At 59.0% G+C, this 19,397-nt stretch carries 16 protein-coding genes; 9 read left to right on the forward strand and 7 right to left on the reverse strand.

Going from position 1 to position 19,397, the window contains the following annotated elements; genetic code table 11:
• Positions 1-28 precede the first annotated feature (28 nt).
• Complete coding sequence (locus MHK00_RS02660; RefSeq protein WP_250410286.1) at positions 29-877, forward strand: DNA primase; 849 nt, start codon at positions 29-31, stop codon at positions 875-877.
• Between the two features lie 174 nt (positions 878-1,051).
• Complete coding sequence (locus MHK00_RS02665) at positions 1,052-1,894, forward strand: ECF transporter S component (protein ID WP_005323496.1); 843 nt, start codon at positions 1,052-1,054, stop codon at positions 1,892-1,894.
• Here the strand turns inward: MHK00_RS02665 and MHK00_RS02670 are convergent.
• Positions 1,891-2,409 carry a hypothetical protein gene (locus MHK00_RS02670; RefSeq protein ID WP_239191617.1) on the reverse strand — a complete coding sequence of 173 codons (519 nt, stop codon included), beginning with the start codon at positions 2,407-2,409 and terminating at the stop codon, positions 1,891-1,893. The genes MHK00_RS02665 and MHK00_RS02670 overlap by 4 nt on opposite strands.
• Positions 2,410-2,521: 112 nt before the next feature.
• On the opposite strand from MHK00_RS02670, the gene MHK00_RS02675 reads away from it, so the two are divergent.
• Entirely contained in the window at positions 2,522-3,763 is a 1,242-nt protein-coding gene (locus MHK00_RS02675; RefSeq protein WP_250410288.1) for an MFS transporter, read from the forward strand.
• Positions 3,764-3,777: 14 nt separating this feature from the next.
• On the opposite strand, the gene MHK00_RS02680 is transcribed toward MHK00_RS02675, so the two are convergent.
• Both MHK00_RS02680 and MHK00_RS02685 read right to left on the reverse strand, forming a co-directional pair.
• Positions 3,778-5,070 (reverse strand): Nramp family divalent metal transporter, encoded by a 1,293-nt coding sequence (locus MHK00_RS02680; protein ID WP_250410289.1) that lies wholly within the window; start codon positions 5,068-5,070, stop codon positions 3,778-3,780.
• A gap of 93 nt (positions 5,071-5,163) precedes the next feature.
• Complete coding sequence (locus MHK00_RS02685) at positions 5,164-8,286, reverse strand: DEAD/DEAH box helicase (RefSeq protein ID WP_250410291.1); 3,123 nt, start codon at positions 8,284-8,286, stop codon at positions 5,164-5,166.
• Positions 8,287-8,601: 315 nt separating this feature from the next.
• Between MHK00_RS02685 and MHK00_RS02690 the strand changes: the two genes are divergently transcribed.
• Positions 8,602-8,856, forward strand: coding sequence for a hypothetical protein (locus MHK00_RS02690; protein WP_244262086.1), 255 nt, complete (start codon positions 8,602-8,604; stop codon positions 8,854-8,856).
• Here MHK00_RS02690 and MHK00_RS02695 read toward each other — a convergent pair.
• On the reverse strand, positions 8,843-9,238 hold the full coding sequence (locus MHK00_RS02695; RefSeq protein WP_005327558.1) for a (deoxy)nucleoside triphosphate pyrophosphohydrolase: 396 nt from the start codon (positions 9,236-9,238) through the stop codon (positions 8,843-8,845). The genes MHK00_RS02690 and MHK00_RS02695 overlap by 14 nt on opposite strands.
• A 133-nt stretch (positions 9,239-9,371) precedes the next feature.
• Here MHK00_RS02695 and MHK00_RS02700 point away from each other — a divergent pair, with 133 nt between their 5' ends.
• Positions 9,372-10,718 carry a YjiH family protein gene (locus MHK00_RS02700; protein ID WP_250410293.1) on the forward strand — a complete coding sequence of 449 codons (1,347 nt, stop codon included), beginning with the start codon at positions 9,372-9,374 and terminating at the stop codon, positions 10,716-10,718.
• Positions 10,719-10,726: 8 nt separating this feature from the next.
• Here MHK00_RS02700 and hutG read toward each other — a convergent pair whose 3' ends face one another.
• Positions 10,727-11,659, reverse strand: coding sequence for a formimidoylglutamase (gene hutG, locus MHK00_RS02705; protein ID WP_200435157.1), 933 nt, complete (start codon positions 11,657-11,659; stop codon positions 10,727-10,729).
• Between the two features lie 11 nt (positions 11,660-11,670).
• Positions 11,671-13,056 (reverse strand): amino acid permease, encoded by a 1,386-nt coding sequence (locus tag MHK00_RS02710; protein WP_200435158.1) that lies wholly within the window; start codon positions 13,054-13,056, stop codon positions 11,671-11,673.
• A 186-nt stretch (positions 13,057-13,242) separates the two neighbouring features.
• Between MHK00_RS02710 and MHK00_RS02715 the strand changes: the two genes are divergently transcribed.
• Positions 13,243-13,950 carry an IclR family transcriptional regulator gene (locus MHK00_RS02715; RefSeq protein ID WP_250410399.1) on the forward strand — a complete coding sequence of 236 codons (708 nt, stop codon included), beginning with the start codon at positions 13,243-13,245 and terminating at the stop codon, positions 13,948-13,950.
• A 78-nt stretch (positions 13,951-14,028) separates the two neighbouring features.
• Positions 14,029-15,582 carry a histidine ammonia-lyase gene (gene hutH / locus MHK00_RS02720; RefSeq protein WP_250410295.1) on the forward strand — a complete coding sequence of 518 codons (1,554 nt, stop codon included), beginning with the start codon at positions 14,029-14,031 and terminating at the stop codon, positions 15,580-15,582.
• Here the strand turns inward: hutH and MHK00_RS02725 are convergent.
• Positions 15,560-16,351 carry an SGNH/GDSL hydrolase family protein gene (locus MHK00_RS02725; protein ID WP_250410297.1) on the reverse strand — a complete coding sequence of 264 codons (792 nt, stop codon included), beginning with the start codon at positions 16,349-16,351 and terminating at the stop codon, positions 15,560-15,562. The two genes, hutH and MHK00_RS02725, sit on opposite strands and share 23 nt — an antisense overlap.
• A 189-nt stretch (positions 16,352-16,540) precedes the next feature.
• On the opposite strand from MHK00_RS02725, the gene hutU reads away from it, so the two are divergent.
• Both hutU and hutI read left to right on the forward strand, forming a co-directional pair.
• The gene (gene hutU, locus MHK00_RS02730) at positions 16,541-18,217 is read left to right on the forward strand and encodes a urocanate hydratase (RefSeq protein ID WP_179386344.1); all 1,677 of its coding nucleotides are present in this window, start codon (positions 16,541-16,543) and stop codon (positions 18,215-18,217) included.
• The gene (gene hutI / locus MHK00_RS02735) at positions 18,218-19,387 is read left to right on the forward strand and encodes an imidazolonepropionase (RefSeq protein ID WP_200435161.1); all 1,170 of its coding nucleotides are present in this window, start codon (positions 18,218-18,220) and stop codon (positions 19,385-19,387) included. It abuts the gene before it with no gap.
• Positions 19,388-19,397 lie beyond the last annotated feature (10 nt).

Consider the following 19,397-nt stretch of genomic DNA (forward strand, 5'->3'; position numbering starts at 1 on the left):
GCTTCCGAAGGATGGATTTTAAACCACCATGAGCTTTTTCGAAGATATTGCTTCTGCCTTGGATGCCGAGGGCATCGAGTCCCGCGTCAACGATGACGTCATGTTCGTTCCAATCACCTCTGATCTGGAAATCCAATTTATTGAAATCGATCCGCTTCTTCCCGCCGCGAACGTCTACATTGCCGCGGCGGATGTTGATGAAGACGATGAAGAATTCGAGGCAGTCCTCGTCTCTGTCGCCTTCTCTGTAGACGATGCCGTGGAGGCGGTCTCCCGCCACATCGCTACCGATCAGGTGGTCACCGTCCTGCGGGACCTGCTGGAGGGCACCGATGAGCGCATCGCAGAACTGGAATTCGCCCAAGATGAGCTCAACCCGCACCTCGTCGTGGCCGAAGTGGCCAATGACTCGGAGCTGCGCGTGCTCGTGGAAACCATCGACGGTGTCCCGTCCGCCATCGTGCGCTTCCTTGCCTTCGATTTCGACGAAGACGATCTCGATGACATGGAGGATGAGGCAGTCGCCCTCGCCTGGGAAGTGGACGAAGAGGATGAGGACCTCGACGAGGCTGACCGCCTCGCCCTCTTTGATAACGCCGAGTTTGATGATGTTCCCATCGTGGAGGTTCCCGCCGAGGCCCTCGAACTTGGCACCTACACCGACTTCGATCGCCTCTTTGATGTCCTAGGCCTCGTCTCCGAACAGGCCCTGGACTGGGAAGCACAGCTCGTCTCCTTCGATGACGAAGACTACGAAGAACCTGACGTCTACGACATCTTCGGCGAAGACGACGAGGACGAAGACGAGGACTACTTCGACGGCGACGATGCCGACCTGGACGACGAATCCGCCGCCCCCGCAGCCGACGAAAAATAATCCCCGCCTCCCCATAGCCCAGCCCCGCCGCCTTCCGCGGCCGGGCTGGGCCTTTCCCGTTTTAGGGGCCCTTTTGTGTTGCTACTTTCCCGCGCCGCCAATTAGGCTTTAGGGCATTCCCAGCCTGCAGCTGGAAATCCGCCCTAAACCTAGCTCTGTGAGGAGGAGAAGACCATGGCGATGACCCGCGATACCACGTGGCGCTACGTCCTTGTTGTAGTAGCCGTGGCACTCTCGCTTGCCGCGTGGTTTTGCACCGTCTTTGGGGTGTACTCCACGGTAAATATGACTTTCGAGTCCTACCTGACCGCCAGCGTCTGGGTCCTCCTCCTAGCGGCCGCGGTGCTGCTATATACCTCGCAGCATGGGCTGGTGCCTAACTGCATCCTCCTGTATCCGATCTTCGGCGCCTCCATCAACCTGCTGTTGGGCTCGTTGACGGTGCGCACGCAGGTGCCGATGTTCTTCGATGCTGTCGGCACCGCCATCGTCGCCATCATCGCCGGTCCCGTGCTCGGCATGGCCACGGGGCTTACCACCACCGTATTGGGCGGAGCGTACTTTGCCTATAATCTCGCCTTTGCGCCCGTAGGTATCTTTATCGGTGCCGCAGTAGGCCTGCTGGCTCGCCGCGGGGTATTCAACAAGCTGTCCTGGATCATTTTCTCCGGCCTCGGAATAGGCATCGGCTCCGGCGTGATGAGCGTGTACGTACTCATCTTTTCCTTCAGTGGTCACCCACGCAAGGGGCCACAAAACCTCACCAAGTTCTACGAGATGATTTTCCAAGACGAGCGCCTGGCCATCATCTTGCAGGGCCTTACCTCGGACATTCTGGATAAGGTCTTTACCGTCCTCATCGCCTGCTTGGTCCTGCGCTTTATGCCAAAGGTAATTGCCCGGCACTACACGGTGACCTTCAACCACGAGGTGATGAGGAAGGTGCTCCACGCGCCTGACCCGCATGCAGAGTCAGACGCATCTGCGCAGTCAACACAACAGCGCGCGACCGCCTAGGCGGCTTGGCTGAAGCCGGCGAAGAGCGACTCGGGGGAGTGGACCGGCTGATAGGAGCTATCCACGAGCCACACATAAGTGGCATTCGGGCCACGGGAGACCTCGTGGACTGCACCTACCATCTCTGCCGGCACGAGCGTGCGCACCCAGCCCTCGGCCACGGCCGGATCTACCGGCTGACCAAAGTTCTCGGTAATGCGGATGGTGATCAGATAGGCAGGAATGCGGTCTTGCCCAAAGCCGCGCACGCGGGCCTTCACGCGCGCACCCACGCGGTGGCGGGTAATGCTCATGCAATACTCTCCGCCCGGTCCACCGGCGGGCGTCGGCAGTTGCTTTATCGGTGGGCGCCAGGTGGGAGTGGGGCGCGCCAGGGAGCGCGGATGGTGCATGATGGCAGCGATGGAATTGATGGTGTCATATTCGTGGTAGAGCAAGTCCGCCGCAATCTCGGAAGCGGACTGAGGCAGGTTCATCGCGGTGGGCTGGGGAAACTTCTTTTGTACGTTGTGCATGGCCATCACACTAGAACCCAACGCGGACACAACCCCACCACAAACAAACGTTTGTTCGAACATAAACCGCAAATGGCTTTCCCTGACACCAAGGATTAGAGTTGCAGCCGATATGATGAATACACGCAGTGGGGAAGTAGAACACGAGGAAGCGCCCAAGATTCCGCGCGAAATCTGGGTCATGGTTACCGCCGCCTTTATTATCGCTTTGGGCTATGGCCTCATCGCCCCGCTGCTTCCGCAGTTCGTGGTGAGCTTCGATGTCTCCATGGCTGCCGCGGGCCTTGTGGTCTCCATCTTCGCCGCTTCGCGCCTTATCTTCGCGCCCATGTCCGGCTCGCTTGTGGATCGCGTCGGCTCGCGCCGCGTCTATCTCATCGGGCTCATGACAGTCGCGGTGACCACGGGCCTAGTCTCCATTGCGCAAAGTTACTGGCACATCGTGGCCCTGCGCGCCCTGGCCGGCATTGGCTCGACCATGTTCACCGTCTCCGCCATGGGCCTTATCGTGCGCATGTCCCCGCCGACGATTCGCGGCAAGTGCTCTGCCACCTACGCCACGGCCTTCCTGCTCGGTAACGTCGCCGGCCCCGTTCTTGGTGCCAGCTTGTCCTTCCTGGGTTTCCGATGGCCGTTTTTCATCTACGGCGTGGGCGTGGCGCTGGCCGCGTTCGTCGTCTGGTGGCAAATGCCCCGCGTCAACCACAAGCAGGCCAGCAAGGATAAGCTGCCGCCCATGCGCCTGCAGGAGGCCTGGGGCGATACCGCCTACCGTGCGGTGCTGACCTCCAACTTTGCCCATAGCTGGATCAACATGGGCGTGCGCGTATCCGTCCTGCCGCTTTTTGCCGCCTCCATCTTCCACAATGGCGCGGCCGCCTCCGGCCTGGCGCTCGCAGTCTTTGCGGCCGGCAACGCCATCGTGTTGCAATTCTCCGGCAAGTGGTCCGATATCCACGGCCGCAAACCACTTATCCTCATCGGCCTCGTAGGATCTGCCATCTTCATGGTGCTTATGGGCATGGCCACCAGTGTGTGGTTCCTCCTGCTCGTCTCTGCCTTCGCCGGCGCCTCTTCCGGGCTTATCAACCCCTCCCAGCAGGCCGCGGTGGGTGACATCGTGGGCAATGACCGCTCCGGCGGCAAGGTGCTGTCCACCTTCCAGATGGCAGGAGACTTCGGCCAAATCTTGGGCCCCATGCTCATTGGCCTGCTTGCCGACGCCTCCGGCTTTCCCCTTGCCTTCACCGTCTGCGGTGCCATCGCCTTCATCGGCATCATCGCCTGGGCATTCGGCCGCGACCCGCACGCCGGGGTGGGGAACAAGCCGAAGCGAGTGCCGCAGGAGAAGTAGGTACTAGTTCTCGGTTAGAGAATTTCAGCCAATTGGGAAACGCAAAGATAAACGAAGGCAACGGAAATTACCGCCATCAAGGTGTTGACGATCCAACCGTTTCTCCATTGCTTTGGGGTGTGTTTGGTATTCAGCAGGACTAAAAGCGTAAGGCCTAAGAACGGCATAAACAAAGCGCCCAGGACTCCGTAGGCGATGATGAGTCCGGTTGGCTTTCCAAGGAGCAAAAGCAGCATTGGTGGGAAGGTCAGCCAGATGAGGTAAGCGCGGTAGTACTTTCCACCAGTACTGGTCCGGGGATCGCCTTGCGGGATCTTTTTGAGGTGACCGATGTAGTCAGCAAACATCAGGGATACACCGTTCCAAACACCAAGGCAGGAAGAGAACGCGGCGGAGAAGAACCCGACGATGAACAACTTGGACATGAACGTTCCGTAGCGGTCCTCGAGAACGTCCGCCATATCAACGAGACCCTGATCATTATCGGAGACCGCGACGTTGGCGCTGTAGAGGAGTTCGGCGCCCAGTGCCAGTGTGGCCAAGACAAAAATTCCGGTGACTGCGTAAGCCACTGCATTGTCCATGCGCATAACCTGCATCCATTTTGGCGTGTACCATTCCTTTTCTCGCAGCCAGTAGCCATAAGCGGCAAGCGTGATTGTGCCGCCCACTCCGCCGGCGATGGACAACACGTAGACGAAGGAGCCATCCGGAATCTGCGGTACCAAACCGCCGATGACTTCGGGAAGGTTCGGAGCCGTAATGGCTGCGATACCCACCACGGTGACAAACATGATTCCGACCAAGATGGCTGATAGCTTCTCGAAAAGCTGATATCGCCCAAGCCAAGTTAGAGTAAAGCAGGATATTCCGGCAATAATTGCCCACATTTCTAGGCTGGTACCTGGGAAAAGAGCGCTAAGGGCGAGACCAGCGCCGGACATCGATGCGGCACCGTAGACAAGACCCCAAATAACGATATAAGGGGCAAAATACCAGGAAGTCCACCGTCCCAACTCGCGCCAGCCATGAAACATTGTGTTTCCGGTAGCAAGGCTATACCGACCGACGCCTTCGACCAGCACAATTTTCATAATTGTTCCGATAATGACCGCCCAAAGGAGTGCGTAGCCATAGCGTTGACCGGCAATCATGGTGGCAACTAGGTCGGCTGCGCCGACGCCTGTTGCTGCCGCAACTAGCCCCGGACCGACCAGGGTCCATTTCACTTTTGTCTGGTCGGTTGATTCTGTGTCGTGCTTGCCCCCTGCAGGCCGGGCGGAATTCGATTCGCTGGTCTGGCTCATAGCACCCTCTCAATTGATTGTGTTTCTAATCACTATAGGGAGAGTGCTGCCTAGTATCAGGAAAACGAGGAATTCAATTCCTCGAGCGGAGATTTAAGCCACCGTTCTTCCCGCAGCATAAAGAGCCTTGGGCATTGACCTCTGGAGCTTCCACTCAAATTGAATTGGCTTTTCCCCATGGTGGGAAACATAATCCACTGCACCGAGGTAGGTATATGCGCTCGCAGTCCCTACTTCGTTTTTCTTGGTAAAGCGCGAGGCAATGAGAATTTTTCCATCACGCTCCTGGTGACCGATATATCGCCTAGCCGCCTTTGATTTCAGCGTCGTTGTTGATTGAGATTCCCAGTGCAACAGATCGGGTGATATTGGATAGTCTCGGTAGTTCGTGGAGGCACTGACTTGCTCGTCCTTTTGAAACGTCACCAAGAAAAGATCAGTGTTGATATCGGGAAAATATTTCACACCTTCGCGTGGCAGGTTTACAAGCTGCTGAAGGCTTCCTGACTCTAAAGCACCAATAAGCTCGGCCAACGAGTAATCCGCATGCGTTTCCAAAACTGAACTATCGCTATGCTGTGGAACGATGCGCGAGGAGTCACTGCTCAGTTGCATAACCTGCTCCAACTCCCAAGCAACTTGTGGATGCTGGCGCAAAATCGTCAGGGCGGCGTCATAGGAACCAGGGTGCGGAGAATTTGAGTTCGCCCAGAATCCGAGTACGAGCATTCGGGTGAAGGCCTGGTCGGATGGCCCCATGTCGGCGTAGTGAAGACTTGGGGTGGAAAGGATGCGCAGATAGGCATCGATTCGGTGTGGATCGTTGACGTGAAGGAAGACTCGAATTCTGTTAAGTAGAAATGATTCGGTCTCATCCGTGTTTTGCTGTAGTAGCCCTTCTTCTCGAAGTAGCCGGGTCCATGAATATTTGGATGGACGGTAGATATCCTCTAATTGCAGGTTCGAATCCTCAAGGAACTCTTTGAGATTCGTGGTTCGAATTTCAGAGAGCAATGCACGCACTTTGCGTAAGGAATTCCGTGAGACCTTCTTGACGTTTCGGAGAACCTGCTCGGTCGTCGATTGATCGAATTGAATATGCGAACCCGGTGGGGCGGTGGGAAAGCCCTGCTCAATTTCTTCAGCTAAGCGCTTACCCCGCTTCCGGGTTAAGGCATGGAACTTTCTCTCAAAATCAAAATCGACATGCTGCTGTCCAATGAAATCGAGAATGACGCAGGAGTCCTTGCCCGGAGATAGACGAAGACCACGACCCAGTTGTTGTAGAAAGACCACAGGGCTTTGTGTCGGGCGGAGCAAAAGAAGGGTGTTTACAGCAGGAATATCAACGCCCTCATTAAATATATCTACAGAGAACAGGACTTTGACGTCGCCAGTCTCCAGATCTTTAATGGCCTGAGCACGATCGGTCGCGGTGAGATCGCTTGTGACCGCTCGCGCTGGGATTCCAAATTGCTGGAATTGGCGCGCCATATATTCTGCGTGGGCAATCGTGACGCAAAAGCCGATAGCTTTCATCTCTGAGAGATCGAAGATGCGTCGGTTTAGCTCGTTAACAATGAAGCGGGTGCGCTTTTCTCCCGCTTTGATGTAGAACTCGGAGAGCTCTTCGGTGTTGTAGTCCTTTTTGCCTCGGCTCCATGTCAATGAGGAAAGGTCCGTTCCATCGGCAATCCCGTAGTAATGCATGGGGACTAAAAGCTGTAGACGCAATGCATCCCACAAACGAAGTTCATGAGCTACGCGATAGTCAAAGTATTTCTGGACGTTTTCGCCATCACCACGTTCTGGTGTTGCCGTTAAACCCAGGAGCTCTTGTGGCTGGAGGTGGTCCAAAAGTGCTTTATAAGTGGGGGCTTGTGCGTGATGAAACTCGTCGATTATTACGACATCAAAATGGTTGCTATTTAGGTTTTGTAAACGGGAAGCGCTGAGAGATTGCACGCTGGCGAACACATAGTCCCAGCGGCGAGGCTGAGCGCCGTCGACTAGCAGCTCGCCAAAGTCCGCATCTTTAAGCACTTCCTGGAATGTCCGGCGGGCTTGTTGAAGAATTTCTTTCCGGTGTGCAACGAAAAGCAGCCGAGGGCGTCGCTTCCATTGTTCGCATAGGTTCCGGTAATCCAATGCGGCAACTACCGTCTTTCCTGTTCCTGTAGCAGCAACCAGGAGGTTCCTATGCCGATCTTTTACCTCACGCTCTGAGCGTAGCGCCTCGAGCATTTCTTCTTGGTAGGGGTAAGGAGTTACCTCAAGGCCAGATAACTCCAGTTGGCGAAGTGCTCCGGAGTTTTCGCCACCCTTGGCAACGCGAAGAGACCGCTCGAGTCTCTCCATGTCGCGATTTGGGTCGAAGGTCTTGAAATGACTGTCGTGCCAGTAGCTATCGAAAGTCTTGATGAACTTATCGATTACTTCAGGAGTCGCGGTATTGGACCCGCGGACATTCCACTCCCAACCATCGACGAGAGCAGATCGGGAAAGGTTGGAACTGCCGATAAAGGCAGTATCGAATCCGGACTTTCGGCGGAATAGCCAAGCTTTGGCATGAAGGCGAGTGGATTTGTGCTCATAGCAAATCTTTACTTCGGCCTGATACTTTTCAACCAATCGCTCGAGCGCAGCTGCGTCGGACGCACCGCAGTAGGTAGAAGTGAGTAGCCGGAAAGGGATCTCGTTATCGCGAAGGTACTCGAGTTGTCTATCAAGAACGCTGATGCCGGAGTTCTTGATGAACGCACAGAGCAGATCAACCGAATCAGCAGTTTTGATTTCTCTCTCGATTTCGCTGGTTAAACTAGATTCTCCTTGGGCGTTAGTGAATAGTGCACTCTTGGTGAGTGAAACATCCGGAAGTAAGGGAGGGTCCGCCAATCCGGAGTTGTATACGGCGTAGAGAAGTTCTTCGGAATCAATTTCCTCATCTTCGCCCAGTAGAAGCGCGATGTTATTGATTAGGGCAACCCGGTCTTCGGGTGACTTCAAACCGTATAGCCGTCGCTCTAGGAGTGAACCAATATGTTGTGAAACCGCCGAGGTATAGCGGCCATGAGCCTCTTTATCGGAGCTTCTTCCAATACCGAATCCTGCAGCAGGATGTTGGCTTAGCGTTTCGTTCATTCGTTCACGAATTCGGGCCGTAATAGGGGTCTCGTAAACGCCGAAAGGTAGGGAAGAGTCAGGGTTGGTACTCATAATGACCAAATTCTAAAGGCTTCGGTATGCAAATTGGCTGATTCAAGGATTGGCGAAGTAAATTTTCTCCAGACGGTGTTGCCCTTCAGTGATCTTCATTATTCGCATTCCCCAGAGACTTTGAACTCGATTAAGAAGTGCAATCCCAGCAGTCTAAATTTTTATCCCTGTTGACTGGAGACTGGATTGAGAAGTCCAAAATGGCTACGAGATGAGATTCTTTTGGTCGCCGAAATTGGAATCCGTTTAGGATGGCCGGCTAAAGGACCTAAGGAGGAAATATCTCGGGTTTCCAACCTTCTGGCCAGGGGAGTCATGTATGGAGATGAGTTCCAGCCAGGTCCTAAATTTAGGAATGTCAATGGCGTGAGCCGGAAATACTTTGATCTCTACTCGGCGCGCCCCTCCTATGAAGGACAAACGACAAACGGAGGCAAGGCAACGCAGGAAATCGCAGCGTTGGCGGAATCCGATCCGCAATTGGTAATGCGTTTGGCGGAGAATATCCGCCGAATGCTGGCAGAAGGAAAATACGAAAGGAAGAATCTTTCTTTCCTTAGCTGTGACTAGAAGCAATAGCTTCTACTGCCGGGATATCTGCGGGAGCCCACGTCAGATGCGCGGCCTCTGTGGAGGTAACCCATTTTGTAGCGTCGTGATCGGTCAGGCGTAGGCGGCCGTCGACAAGCGTGCAGTAGAAAGTGGTTAGCTCAATCGTCGCAAAATCGTACTCGTAGGTTGTTGTCGTCACTTTCTGGCCGACCTCGGCGATGAGGTTGAGCTCCTCGCGGATTTCTCGCGCTAGTGCTTGCTCAGGTGTTTCACCAGGCTCGATCTTTCCACCCGGAAATTCCCAGTGGCCTTCCAGTGGCTTGCCTGGTTTCTTGCGGCAGGCGAGGAACCGCTCGCCGTCGTGGAAGACGGCGCCAACGACGCGTATGGGGTTAGACATGACTCCATTGTGCCTTGGATCTCGGAAACATCTAGACAGTGAGCTGTTACTTAGATAACATATCCCCAATGTTCGCGTAAGGCTGTCACGCGGGCTTGATTTTTGTATGCAAGCTTGAGGAGACGGTTTTACTGTGACTTCTACCGAATCTGTCTACACCTCGCACCAGAGCCATGACGGGGAGATCCCGCAGCCTGGGGGACGGTGGAAACTCTTTTTATATAGCGCCATTGGCGCGTTCGTATTCTTCCTGCCGGTGACGTATCAGGATAAGCGCTCCATTCCTTTGGACCACATGGTCACCATGGTGCGCGAGGGGATTCCAGCGGCGGTGCCGTGGATTATCTTTGCTCTTGCCGTCTATGGCACGGTGCGCAGCTTTACCACCGGAGCATTTAAGGAAAGCGCGCTGCAGGCGGTCTTTGCAGTGCTCAATATCGTGGGCGCGGTGGTCTCCTTCCTCATGGTCATCGATGCGCTGCCGTGGGTGCTTGGTGATGAGGACCTAGTGCCGTTCCTGTGGAACTCCATCGCGATTCCGGTAGGCCTCATCGTGCCTATCGGAGGTGCTTTCCTGGCATTTCTCATTGGCTTTGGCCTGCTGGAATTTGTTGGCGTGCTCATGCAGCCCATCATGCGGCCGCTGTGGAAGACGCCGGGGCGCTCCGCCATTGACGCGGTGGCCTCGTTCGTGGGCTCGTACTCGCTGGGCATTTTGGTGACGGACCGCGTCTACCAAAAGGGCGGCTATACTGGGCGCGAGGCGGCCATTATTGCCACCGGCTTTTCGACGGTCTCTGCGGCCTTCATGGTCATCGTTGCTAAGCAGCTTGACCTGATGAAAGTCTGGGGCACCTACTTTATTGTCACGCTCATCGTGACCTTTGTGGTGACGGCCATTACCGTGCGCATTCCGCCGCTGCGCACCATTCCGGACGAGTACTTTGCTGAGGCACACCCAGACCCGGAAAAGCCGGTGGAGGGCTCGCGCATCAAGAACGCGTGGCGCGAAGCAATGCTGGCATTGCAGCGCGCGCCGTCCTTGTGGGAGTCCATCTGGGAGAACCTGCGCGATGGCGTGCGCATGGCGGCGGCCATCGTGCCTTCCATCATGTCGGTGGGCCTTATTGGCCTACTGCTTGCGCGCTTTACGCCCATCTTCGAGTGGATTGGCTACCTGTTTTATCCGTTCGCGTGGGTAGTGCAGCTGCCGGAGCCGGTCCAGGCCGGCAAGGGCGCGGCCATGGGTATTGCGGAGATGTTCCTGCCCGCCACCGCAGTGGCAGGCAGCGACAACATGGTGGTCAAGTTCGTCATCGGCGTGGTGGCAGTCTCCGCCATCATCTTCTTCTCCGCGCTGGTGCCGTGCATCTTGGCTACCAAGATTCCGGTGAAGCTCACCCACCTGGTCATCATCTGGTTTGAGCGCGTGGCGCTGACCATCCTCATCGCCACGCCGATTGCCCACCTGCTGTTTTGAGCTAAGCGCTAGGCCCCGAGGTGGGCCGTGACGATGTCATCGATAAGCCGCGCCGCTGCCTTGGCGGTGCGGTTATCTATGTCAAAGGTGGGGTTGAGCTCGACGACGTCCACCAGGGCTAGCTTGCCCGTTCGCGCAATAGCCACGGCCATGGCGCGGATGCGCTCGTAGCTGACGCCTAGCGACGCCGGGGCGGATACGCCCGGCGCGGTGGATGCTGGCAGGACGTCGAGGTCGATGGATAGGTGGACCTTGTCCTTGCCCTCGGTGGCGCGGGCAGCAAGCTCGCCGCACTCGGCCGGGGAGAGGTTGACCAGCTCTTCGTCTAGGGTGATGGCCACGCCGAGGGAATCGGCTTCGTCGAAAAGCACCTTGGTGTTATTGGGGCGGGAAATGCCCAACACGGTGTAATCGAAGTCGTCGGTGAGCTCCGAAATCTGCTTGAACGGGGTGCCGGAGGTAGCTTGATCAGCGCGGCGCAGATCGAAGTGGGCGTCCAGATTAATGATCTTGGTGGCGCCCACCGCGCGGTAGAGGCCGCGGTGGGAGCCAAAGGCAGTCTCGTGACCGCCGCCCAGAATGATGGGGAGGGTGCCGGCTTCGACGAGTTCCTGGACCTTATCGGAGAGCGCATCGTGGGCGCCGTCGAGGTCGTCGGCTTGGGTGGTGATCGTGCCGGCGTCGGCAAGCGCATGCGCATGGTGCACCGCTAAGGAACCCAGCGCGGAACGCAGTGCGGCCGGGCCGGCGGCTGCACCCTGGCGGCCGCCATTGCGCAGCACGCCCTCATCGGAGGCAAACCCTAGGAGGGTTACCGGGGCGGGGGAGTCGGTGGACTGATTGATAACGCTATGCCAGCGGGCATGCTCTGGGCCCGGGCCATCGGAGCGGCCGGACCATTCGGGGGCGGGGGTGAAAAGTTCAGCTTTTTCGGTGTTCATGGTTTTCGATGTTAGGCGGAAACGACGAGTTCTTCTGGCTCTTCGGTGGGTTCATCCTCATGTGTTACTTCGTGCCGGTTGGTGAGGAAATAAACCGCCGTCATAATGGCGATGAAGACCACACCCACAACGAGGGAAATGCGGTATTCCTCTTGCCAGACCATGATGCCGAAGGTCATGAGGATAAATGCGATGGACAGGTACTGACCATAGGGCCAGAAGGGAACTTTGTATTTGAGGTTCGCTACGTCTTGTGTGCTCATTCCGCGCCGAGAGTATAGGTGAGCGAGCAGAATCATAAGCCAGACAAACACGGTGGCGAAGGTAGCTAACGAGGCGATGACCTCGAAGACATTCTCCGGCAGGAGGGCATTGAGGATAGTGCCAATGATCATGGTGGCGATGAGGATGATGGTGGTCATTACGGGTACGCCACGCACTACCTTGGACATGAACTTAGGGGCGTGCTTTTGGTGGGCAAGGCCAGTGATGACGCGTCCTGCACCGAAGAGGTCGGCGTTAATGGCCGATAAAGCGGCGGTAATGACCACGAAGTTGAGCAAACCTGCGGCCCAGGAAACGCCAAGGGTATTAAAGATTTGGACGAAGGGGGACTGCTCGCCGGTGATGTCGCGCCATGGGGTGATCATGAGAATGACGGCGATGGCAAGGACATAGAAAAGCAGGATGCGCATGGGCACCGTATTGATTGCTTTGGGGACGGATTTTTCTGGGTGCTGGGCGGCGCTGCCGGCAACACCGATGATTTCGGTGCCGCCAAAGGCAAAGAGGACGAGGATGAAAGAAGCGATCATGCCCGTGGGACCGTTGGGGAAGAAGCCGCCGTCGTTGACGAGGTTGACGGGGCCGGTGGTGTGGGCATCAGAAAGCCCAAAGGCTAATACCGCAAGGCCGCCGGCAATCATGGCGAGTACGGCGCCGACCTTGATGATGGTAAAGGCAAATTCTAGTTCACCGAAGGCCTTGACGGTGGCGAGGTTTGCGCCGCCCACGATGAGCAAGGTGGCTGCAACCCAAACCCACTGCGAGACGTCTGGGAACCAAAAGCGCATATAAACGCCGATGGCGGTGAGGTCCGCAAGCGCTACGATGACCATCTCAAAGGCGAACATCCAGCCGGTGATGTATCCGGCCCATCCGCCCATGAACATGCGGGCGTAGCCGGCGAAGGAGCCGGTGATGGGGTGGCGAACGGCCATTTCGCCTAGGGCGCGGAGCATGAAATACACCACCGCGCCGGCGAGGAGATAGACGACGAGGACAGAGGGGCCGGCGGCTTGGATGGCGCCGGCTGAACCATAAAACAGTCCGGTGCCGATCGCGGATCCAAGGGCGATGAAGTGCAGGTGCCTGTGCTTAAGGCCGTGTTGGGACATGGCATCTCCTAGCGTATGAAAGGTTTTATGTAGTCTAAGTCTCCATTTGTTAAAAGTGTGGTCTGCAGCATATTTACTTGTCTGGAATTTCAGACTTGGGGTCGTGTGCTGCACTGATAACCGCCGCCATGGTGTTTAAAATTGCCCTCCGTGAGTACCAACAGAGTCCCTGCGGCGCGTCATGCGATGGAGATTCTCAAGCTGTTATCCACCATCGACGTCCCTATATCCGCCGCCCGCATCCAAGGTGAGCTCAACCTGCCGCGCTCATCTACGTACCACCTGCTGGCGGAGATGGTTGATGCTGGTTTTGTAGCCCATTTGCCGGAACACAAGACGTATGGACTGGGCCTGGCGGCGTATTCCATGGCTTCGGCCTATGTAACGCAGCAGCCCTTGGTGCGCATGGCCACTCGGGATTTGGAACAGTGTGCGGCGCTGGTGGGTGGATCGGGGCACCTGTCACGTATGGCAGGCTCGGAAATCTTGTATTTGCAAGAGGTGCGTGCGGTGGGTGCTACCTCCTTGGTCACTGAGGTGGGTGTGCGCCTGCAGGCACATAAAACGGCGTCCGGGCGCGTGATGCTGGCGCATCTGCCTAATGCGGAGGTGCGCGCCGCCTTTGATACTGCGGGAGGTAGCGGCTTTGCTGCATTGAAAAAGCGCTTGAGTTTGGTGGCTGCACGCGGGTGGGATCAAGAGATCGAAGAGATTACTCGCGGTCAGTCCTCTGTAGCGGCGCCCATCCTGGATCACTTGGACCGCCCTGCAGCGGCGGTGGCGGTGACGTATCCGGTTGGGACGCCGGATGTGAAGGTGGACGCCGCTATTCGGGCCTTGCTAGAGGTATCGGACAAGGTCGCGGCCAAAATGTACCGCAATCGCAAAAAGTGAGGTAGCATACATTCATCGCGTTAGGCTGTCGCGCGACACGTCACAATTGTTGATCCCTTATTTAGAGGAGTATTTGCCATGCCTAACGCCTACCCAACCACCGTGACCGTAAACGTCGGCGCGCTGAGCATCGAGGATGTTGTTGCCGTTGCCCGCTATGGCGCGCAGGTGGAGATTGCGCCTGAAGCCCTAGAAGAGGTAGCCGCTACCCGCGAGCGCGTGGAAGAACTAGCGCAAGATCCCACCCCGGTCTACGGCATTTCCACCGGCTTTGGCGCGCTTGCTCGCCGCCATATCCCAGAGGAGATGCGCGCCCAGCTGCAGCTTTCCCTGGTGCGTTCGCACGCTGCGGGTACCGGCCCGGAAGTGGAAGAAGAAGTCATCCGCGCACTGATGCTGCTGCGCCTGTCCACCTTGTGCACTGGCCGCACCGGCGTGCGCCCCGTGGTGGTAGAAACCTATGCCAAGGCGCTGAACGCTGGCATCGTTCCGGTGGTGCGCGAGTATGGCTCGCTGGGCTGCTCCGGTGACTTGGCGCCGCTGGCTCACTGCGCGCTGGCGCTGCTGGGTGAGGGCGAGGTGCGCGTCAACGGCGAGCTCAAGGACGCAGGCGACGCCCTGGCCGCGGCCGGCATCGAGCCGCTGCAGCTGCGTGAGAAGGAGGGACTCGCGCTTATTAACGGCACCGATGGCATGCTGGGGCAGCTCTGCTTGGCCATTACTGATCTGCGCGCGGCCGCAAAGACCGCCGATATTGCCACCGCCATGACCGTGGAAGGCCTGCTGGGTACCCTCGTGGTCTTCGCGGATGACCTGCAGCAGCTGCGCCCGCACCCAGGCCAGGCCGATGCCGCGGCGAATATCCTCCAGGTGGCAGAAGGCTCGGAGATCCTGGAGGCCGCGCTCGAGGAGTTCAAGAAGAACCAGGTGCAGGATGCGTACTCCGTGCGCTGCGCACCGCAGGTTGCCGGCGGGTTCCGCGATACCTTGGCCCACACCGCCCAGGTGGCCGAGCGCGAACTGGCCGCCGCCGTGGATAACCCGGTGGTGACCAAGGACGGCCGGGTAGTCTCCAATGGCAATTTCCACGGCGCGCCGGTGGCCTATGCGCTTGATTTCCTCGCCATCGTCACCGCGGACTTGGCGTCCATTTCCGAGCGCCGCACCGACCGCTTCCTGGATCCGGCGCGCAACCGCGGGTTGAATGCTTTCCTTGCAGATGACCCCGGTGTCGACTCCGGCCACATGATCGCGCAGTACGCCCAGGCTGGCATCGTCAGTGAGATGAAGCGCCTGGCTAACCCATCCTCGGCCGATTCCATTCCGTCTTCGGCCATGCAGGAAGACCATGTCTCCATGGGCTGGTCCGCAGCCCGCAAGCTGCGCAAGGCTGTCGACGGCCTGCAGCGCGTGCTCGCCGTAGAGATCCTCACCGCCGCCCGCGCCATCGACATGCGAGAGGGCACCCCGGCCAAGGGAACCGGCGCGGTGATTGAGAAGCTGCGTGAGACTGTGGAGGGCCCGGGCGTGGACCGCTACCTGTCCCCGGAAATCGAGGAGACTGTACGCCTAGTCAAGGAGGGCGCTCTTATCGACGCCGTCGAGGACGCTACTGGAAAGCTGCGCGGCTAAGGGCTTGGGCCATGGCCACCTGTCCGGCGTGGGTGGGGTGCATGGGGAAGGAATTAGTGTCCTTGCCCGTAAAATCCACCCACGGTGAGGGGGAGCAGGCGGTGTGGTCAGGGGCGGCGTCGGCAAGCACGTAGGTAGCCCCATTGCGCTCGGCGGCCTCGCGCACCGCCTGGTTGATGCGCTCGATGGAGCGAGCCAACCATTCCCGGTCACTGGCCGGGATTTTTTCTATGTAGGGGCAGGTCTCCCCATGTTTAATGAGTGGTAGGTAGCCGGTGGCGAGGACCTTCGCGTTGGGGGAGCGGCGGTGAATCTCTTCGTAGACCTTGTCCAGCCGGCGGGGTAGATCGCGGATTTCCAGGTCAATCTGCGCGCCGGATTCCGCCTGGCAGATACCGTCCGTGGCGCACTGGGTAAGGCGCACGAAGCTGGCGTCATTGCCGCCGATGGATAGGCTCACCAGGTCGGTGTTCTCGCGCAGGGCGTCCACCTGGGCGGGGTGCTCGCCGGCGGAGGAAAGTACATCGAGGGTGCTAGCGCCCTGGCAGGCGACATTGGTGAGCTCTGCGCCCATCTCCTTGGCCGCGAGCTCGGGGTAGGAATCCTGTGCGCGCACGCAGGTATTGGGTGGATCCAGTGGCAGCGTGGTCGAGCCCATGGCCGCGTAGGAATCTCCTAGCGCTACATAGTGGGGCGGCTGTGGCTCCTCGGCGGGGGTGGAACAGGCGGCGAGGAGGGCCACGGAAAGGAGGGGGATGAACCGACGCATGCAGGCCATCGTAGATCATTTCGCGGGTGTCTCATATACGAGACAGTTCGGGTTCGTGTGGCATGGTACACAGAGCTAGGTCACAGTACCTTGTGACATGTGACGCTGAACAAGTCCTCGGGGACAGCCCCGGGACACCGGCCTAGAGGGCTTGGGAAGGCGTCGAACAAGCACGACGAAAGGAAGCCCATGTCTCAACCACGCGAAGTACGCGCGCCGCGCGGAACCGAACTGTCCGCTAAGTCCTGGCAGACCGAAGCGCCCCTGCGCATGCTCATGAATAACCTCGACCCCGAGGTAGCCGAGCGCCCCGAGGACCTCGTGGTCTATGGCGGTACCGGCCGCGCAGCACGCAGCTGGGAAGCCTTTGACGCCATCGTTGAATCCCTCAAGGACCTCGAGTCCGATGAGACCCTGCTGGTGCAGTCCGGCAAGCCGGTGGGCATCTGGAAGACCAACGAGTGGGCACCTCGCGTGCTCATCGCTAACTCCAACCTCGTGGGAGACTGGGCTAACTGGGAGCACTTCCGCAAGCTCGAGGACGAGGGCCTGATGATGTACGGCCAGATGACGGCCGGCTCCTGGATCTACATCGCCACCCAGGGCATCCTGCAGGGCACCTTCGAGACCTTTGCGGCCGTGGCGAAGAAGCGTTTTGGCGGCAGCCTGGCCGGCACCTTCACCCTGACCGGTGGCTGCGGCGGCATGGGCGGCGCACAGCCGCTGTCCGTCACCCTCAACGGCGGTGCCTGCCTCATCGTGGACGTGGACGAGACCCGCCTGAAGCGCCGCCAGCACAAGCGCTACCTGGATGAGGTTGTCACCGACCTCGACGAGGCCCTCAAGCTGGTCCTAGACGCCAAGGAAAACAAGAAGCCGCTGTCTGTCGGCCTGGTAGGCAACGCCGCCGAGGTCTTCCCAGAGATCCTGCGCCGCCAGCGCGCCGGGGAATTCACCGTAGACATCGTCACGGACCAGACCTCCGCGCATGACCCGCTGTCCTACCTGCCTTCTGAAATCACCATGGAAGACTGGCACAACGAGGCAAAGGCGGATCCGACCACCTTTACTAAGAAGGCCCGCGAGTCCATGGCCGCCCAGGTCCAGGCCATGGTTGAGTTTCAGGATGAGGGTGCCGAGGTCTTCGACTACGGCAACTCCATCCGCGATGAGGCCCGCAAGGCCGGCTACCAGCGCGCCTTCGAGTTCCCGGGCTTCGTTCCGGCCTATATCCGCCCGCTCTTCTGCGAGGGCCTGGGCCCCTTCCGCTGGGCCGCGCTTTCCGGCGACCCAGAGGACATCAAGGTCACCGACCAAGCACTCAAGGAGCTCTTCCCAGACAACGAGCACCTGCACAACTGGCTCGATGCCGCCGAGGAGTACGTCGAGTTCGAGGGCCTGCCAGCACGCATTTGCTGGCTGGGTTACAACGAGCGCCACAAGGCCGGCTTGCTCTTTAATGATCTGGTCCGCGAGGGCAAGATCAAGGCGCCGATCGTCATCGGCCGTGACCACCTGGATTCCGGTTCCGTGGCCTCCCCGTACCGCGAGACCGAGGCCATGCTCGATGGCACCGATGCCGTGGCTGACTGGCCGCTGCTCAACGCGATGACCGCCGTATCTTCCGGCGCTACCTGGGTTTCCCTCCACCACGGCGGTGGCGTGGGCATGGGCCGCTCCATCCACGCCGGCCAGGTCACCGTTGCAGACGGCACCGAGCTCGCCGCGGCCAAGCTGCGCGCGGTGCTCACCAATGACCCGGGCATGGGCGTTATCCGCCACGTCGATTCCGGCTACACTCGCGCGAAGGAGGTCGCCGACGAGCGCGGCGTCCGCATTCCGATGGAATTCAAGGCAAGGGACTAGATGAGCACACTTTTTACCGGCATTTCAGAACTCCGTACGGTCAGCGAGCGTGGCACGCTTAACGACGCCGCCATTATCGCCCAATCCGGCACCATCGCCTGGGTCGGCCCAGCCTCCGAGGCACCGGCCGCCGACGAGAAGGTGGACTTGGGCGGCCGCGCCGTCCTGCCCGGCTGGGTAGATTCGCACACCCACATGGTCTTCGACGGTGACCGCTCCGCCGAATTCGAGGCCCGCATCTCCGGCGGTTCCTATGAGGCAGGCGGCATCGCCGTGACCATGGACGCTACCCGCCAGGCCGGCACCGACCGCCTGGACAAGCTGGTGGCGGACCGCGTGGCCGCCGGCCGCCGCGGTGGCACCACCACCTTCGAGACCAAGACGGGCTACGGCCTAAATACCGAGTCCGAGGTGGAGGCCGCCAAGGTAGCCTCCCGCCACGTCGATGACGTGACCTTCTTGGGTGCGCACCTGGTCCCGCCGGGAGCGGACGCGGAGGAGTACCTTGACGAGGTCGTTGGCCCCATGCTCGAGGGCGTTGCTCCCTACGTGCAGTGGATCGACGTCTTCTGTGAGCGCGGCGCCTTCAACGAGGAACAATCCCGCCGCGTGCTGGAGGCCGGTAAGAAGTTGGGCCTGGGCCTGCGCGTGCACGGTAATCAGTTGGGCGAGGGGCCGGGCGTTGCCCTTGCCGTCGAACTGGGCGCCGCCTCGGTAGACCACGTCAACCACTTGAGCGACGAGGACGTCGAGCTGCTGGCCAATTCCGATACCGTGGCCACCATGCTGCCGGCCTGTGACCTGTCGACTCGCGAGCCGCTGGCCCCAGGCCGCACGCTTCTCGACGCCGGCGCCACCCTCGCCATCGCCTCCAACCTCAACCCCGGCACGTCCTATACCTCCTCGATGAACTACTGCGTGACCACCGCGGTCCTGCAGCAACACCTCTCCGTCGATGAGGCCATCCACGCCGCCACCACCGGCGGAGCGACCGCCCTGCGCCGCCACAACGTTGGCAACGGCCTCGACCCGCAGGGCCGCCCCGCTAAGGGCACCATTGTGGAGGGCGCCGCCGCGGACCTGCACGTGCTCGACGCCCCCAGCGCCGTGCACCTGGCTTACCGCCCTGGAATGCCACTGAGCTACCGCACTTTCGTCGCGGGCGCTTAGGATATGGAGT

The sequence above is a fragment of the Corynebacterium tuberculostearicum genome (assembly GCF_022347385.1).
Classification (GTDB): Bacteria; Actinomycetota; Actinomycetes; order Mycobacteriales; family Mycobacteriaceae; genus Corynebacterium; species Corynebacterium tuberculostearicum_M.

Bases quoted from the DNA above. Each gene is read 5' to 3' on its own strand.
- MHK00_RS02660 (WP_250410286.1), top strand. From the start codon at position 29: ATGAGCTTTTTCGAAGATATTGCTTCTGCCTTGGATGCCGAGGGCATC.
- MHK00_RS02665 (WP_005323496.1), top strand. From the start codon at position 1,052: ATGGCGATGACCCGCGATACCACGTGGCGCTACGTCCTTGTTGTAGTA.
- MHK00_RS02670 (WP_239191617.1), bottom strand. From the start codon at position 2,409: ATGCACAACGTACAAAAGAAGTTTCCCCAGCCCACCGCGATGAACCTG.
- MHK00_RS02675 (WP_250410288.1), top strand. From the start codon at position 2,522: ATGATGAATACACGCAGTGGGGAAGTAGAACACGAGGAAGCGCCCAAG.
- MHK00_RS02680 (WP_250410289.1), bottom strand. From the start codon at position 5,070: ATGAGCCAGACCAGCGAATCGAATTCCGCCCGGCCTGCAGGGGGCAAG.
- MHK00_RS02685 (WP_250410291.1), bottom strand. From the start codon at position 8,286: ATGAGTACCAACCCTGACTCTTCCCTACCTTTCGGCGTTTACGAGACC.
- MHK00_RS02690 (WP_244262086.1), top strand. From the start codon at position 8,602: ATGTATGGAGATGAGTTCCAGCCAGGTCCTAAATTTAGGAATGTCAAT.
- MHK00_RS02695 (WP_005327558.1), bottom strand. From the start codon at position 9,238: ATGTCTAACCCCATACGCGTCGTTGGCGCCGTCTTCCACGACGGCGAG.
- hutG (WP_200435157.1), bottom strand. From the start codon at position 11,659: ATGAACACCGAAAAAGCTGAACTTTTCACCCCCGCCCCCGAATGGTCC.
- MHK00_RS02710 (WP_200435158.1), bottom strand. From the start codon at position 13,056: ATGTCCCAACACGGCCTTAAGCACAGGCACCTGCACTTCATCGCCCTT.
- MHK00_RS02715 (WP_250410399.1), top strand. From the start codon at position 13,243: ATGGAGATTCTCAAGCTGTTATCCACCATCGACGTCCCTATATCCGCC.
- hutH (WP_250410295.1), top strand. From the start codon at position 14,029: ATGCCTAACGCCTACCCAACCACCGTGACCGTAAACGTCGGCGCGCTG.
- MHK00_RS02725 (WP_250410297.1), bottom strand. From the start codon at position 16,351: ATGCGTCGGTTCATCCCCCTCCTTTCCGTGGCCCTCCTCGCCGCCTGT.
- hutU (WP_179386344.1), top strand. From the start codon at position 16,541: ATGTCTCAACCACGCGAAGTACGCGCGCCGCGCGGAACCGAACTGTCC.
- hutI (WP_200435161.1), top strand. From the start codon at position 18,218: ATGAGCACACTTTTTACCGGCATTTCAGAACTCCGTACGGTCAGCGAG.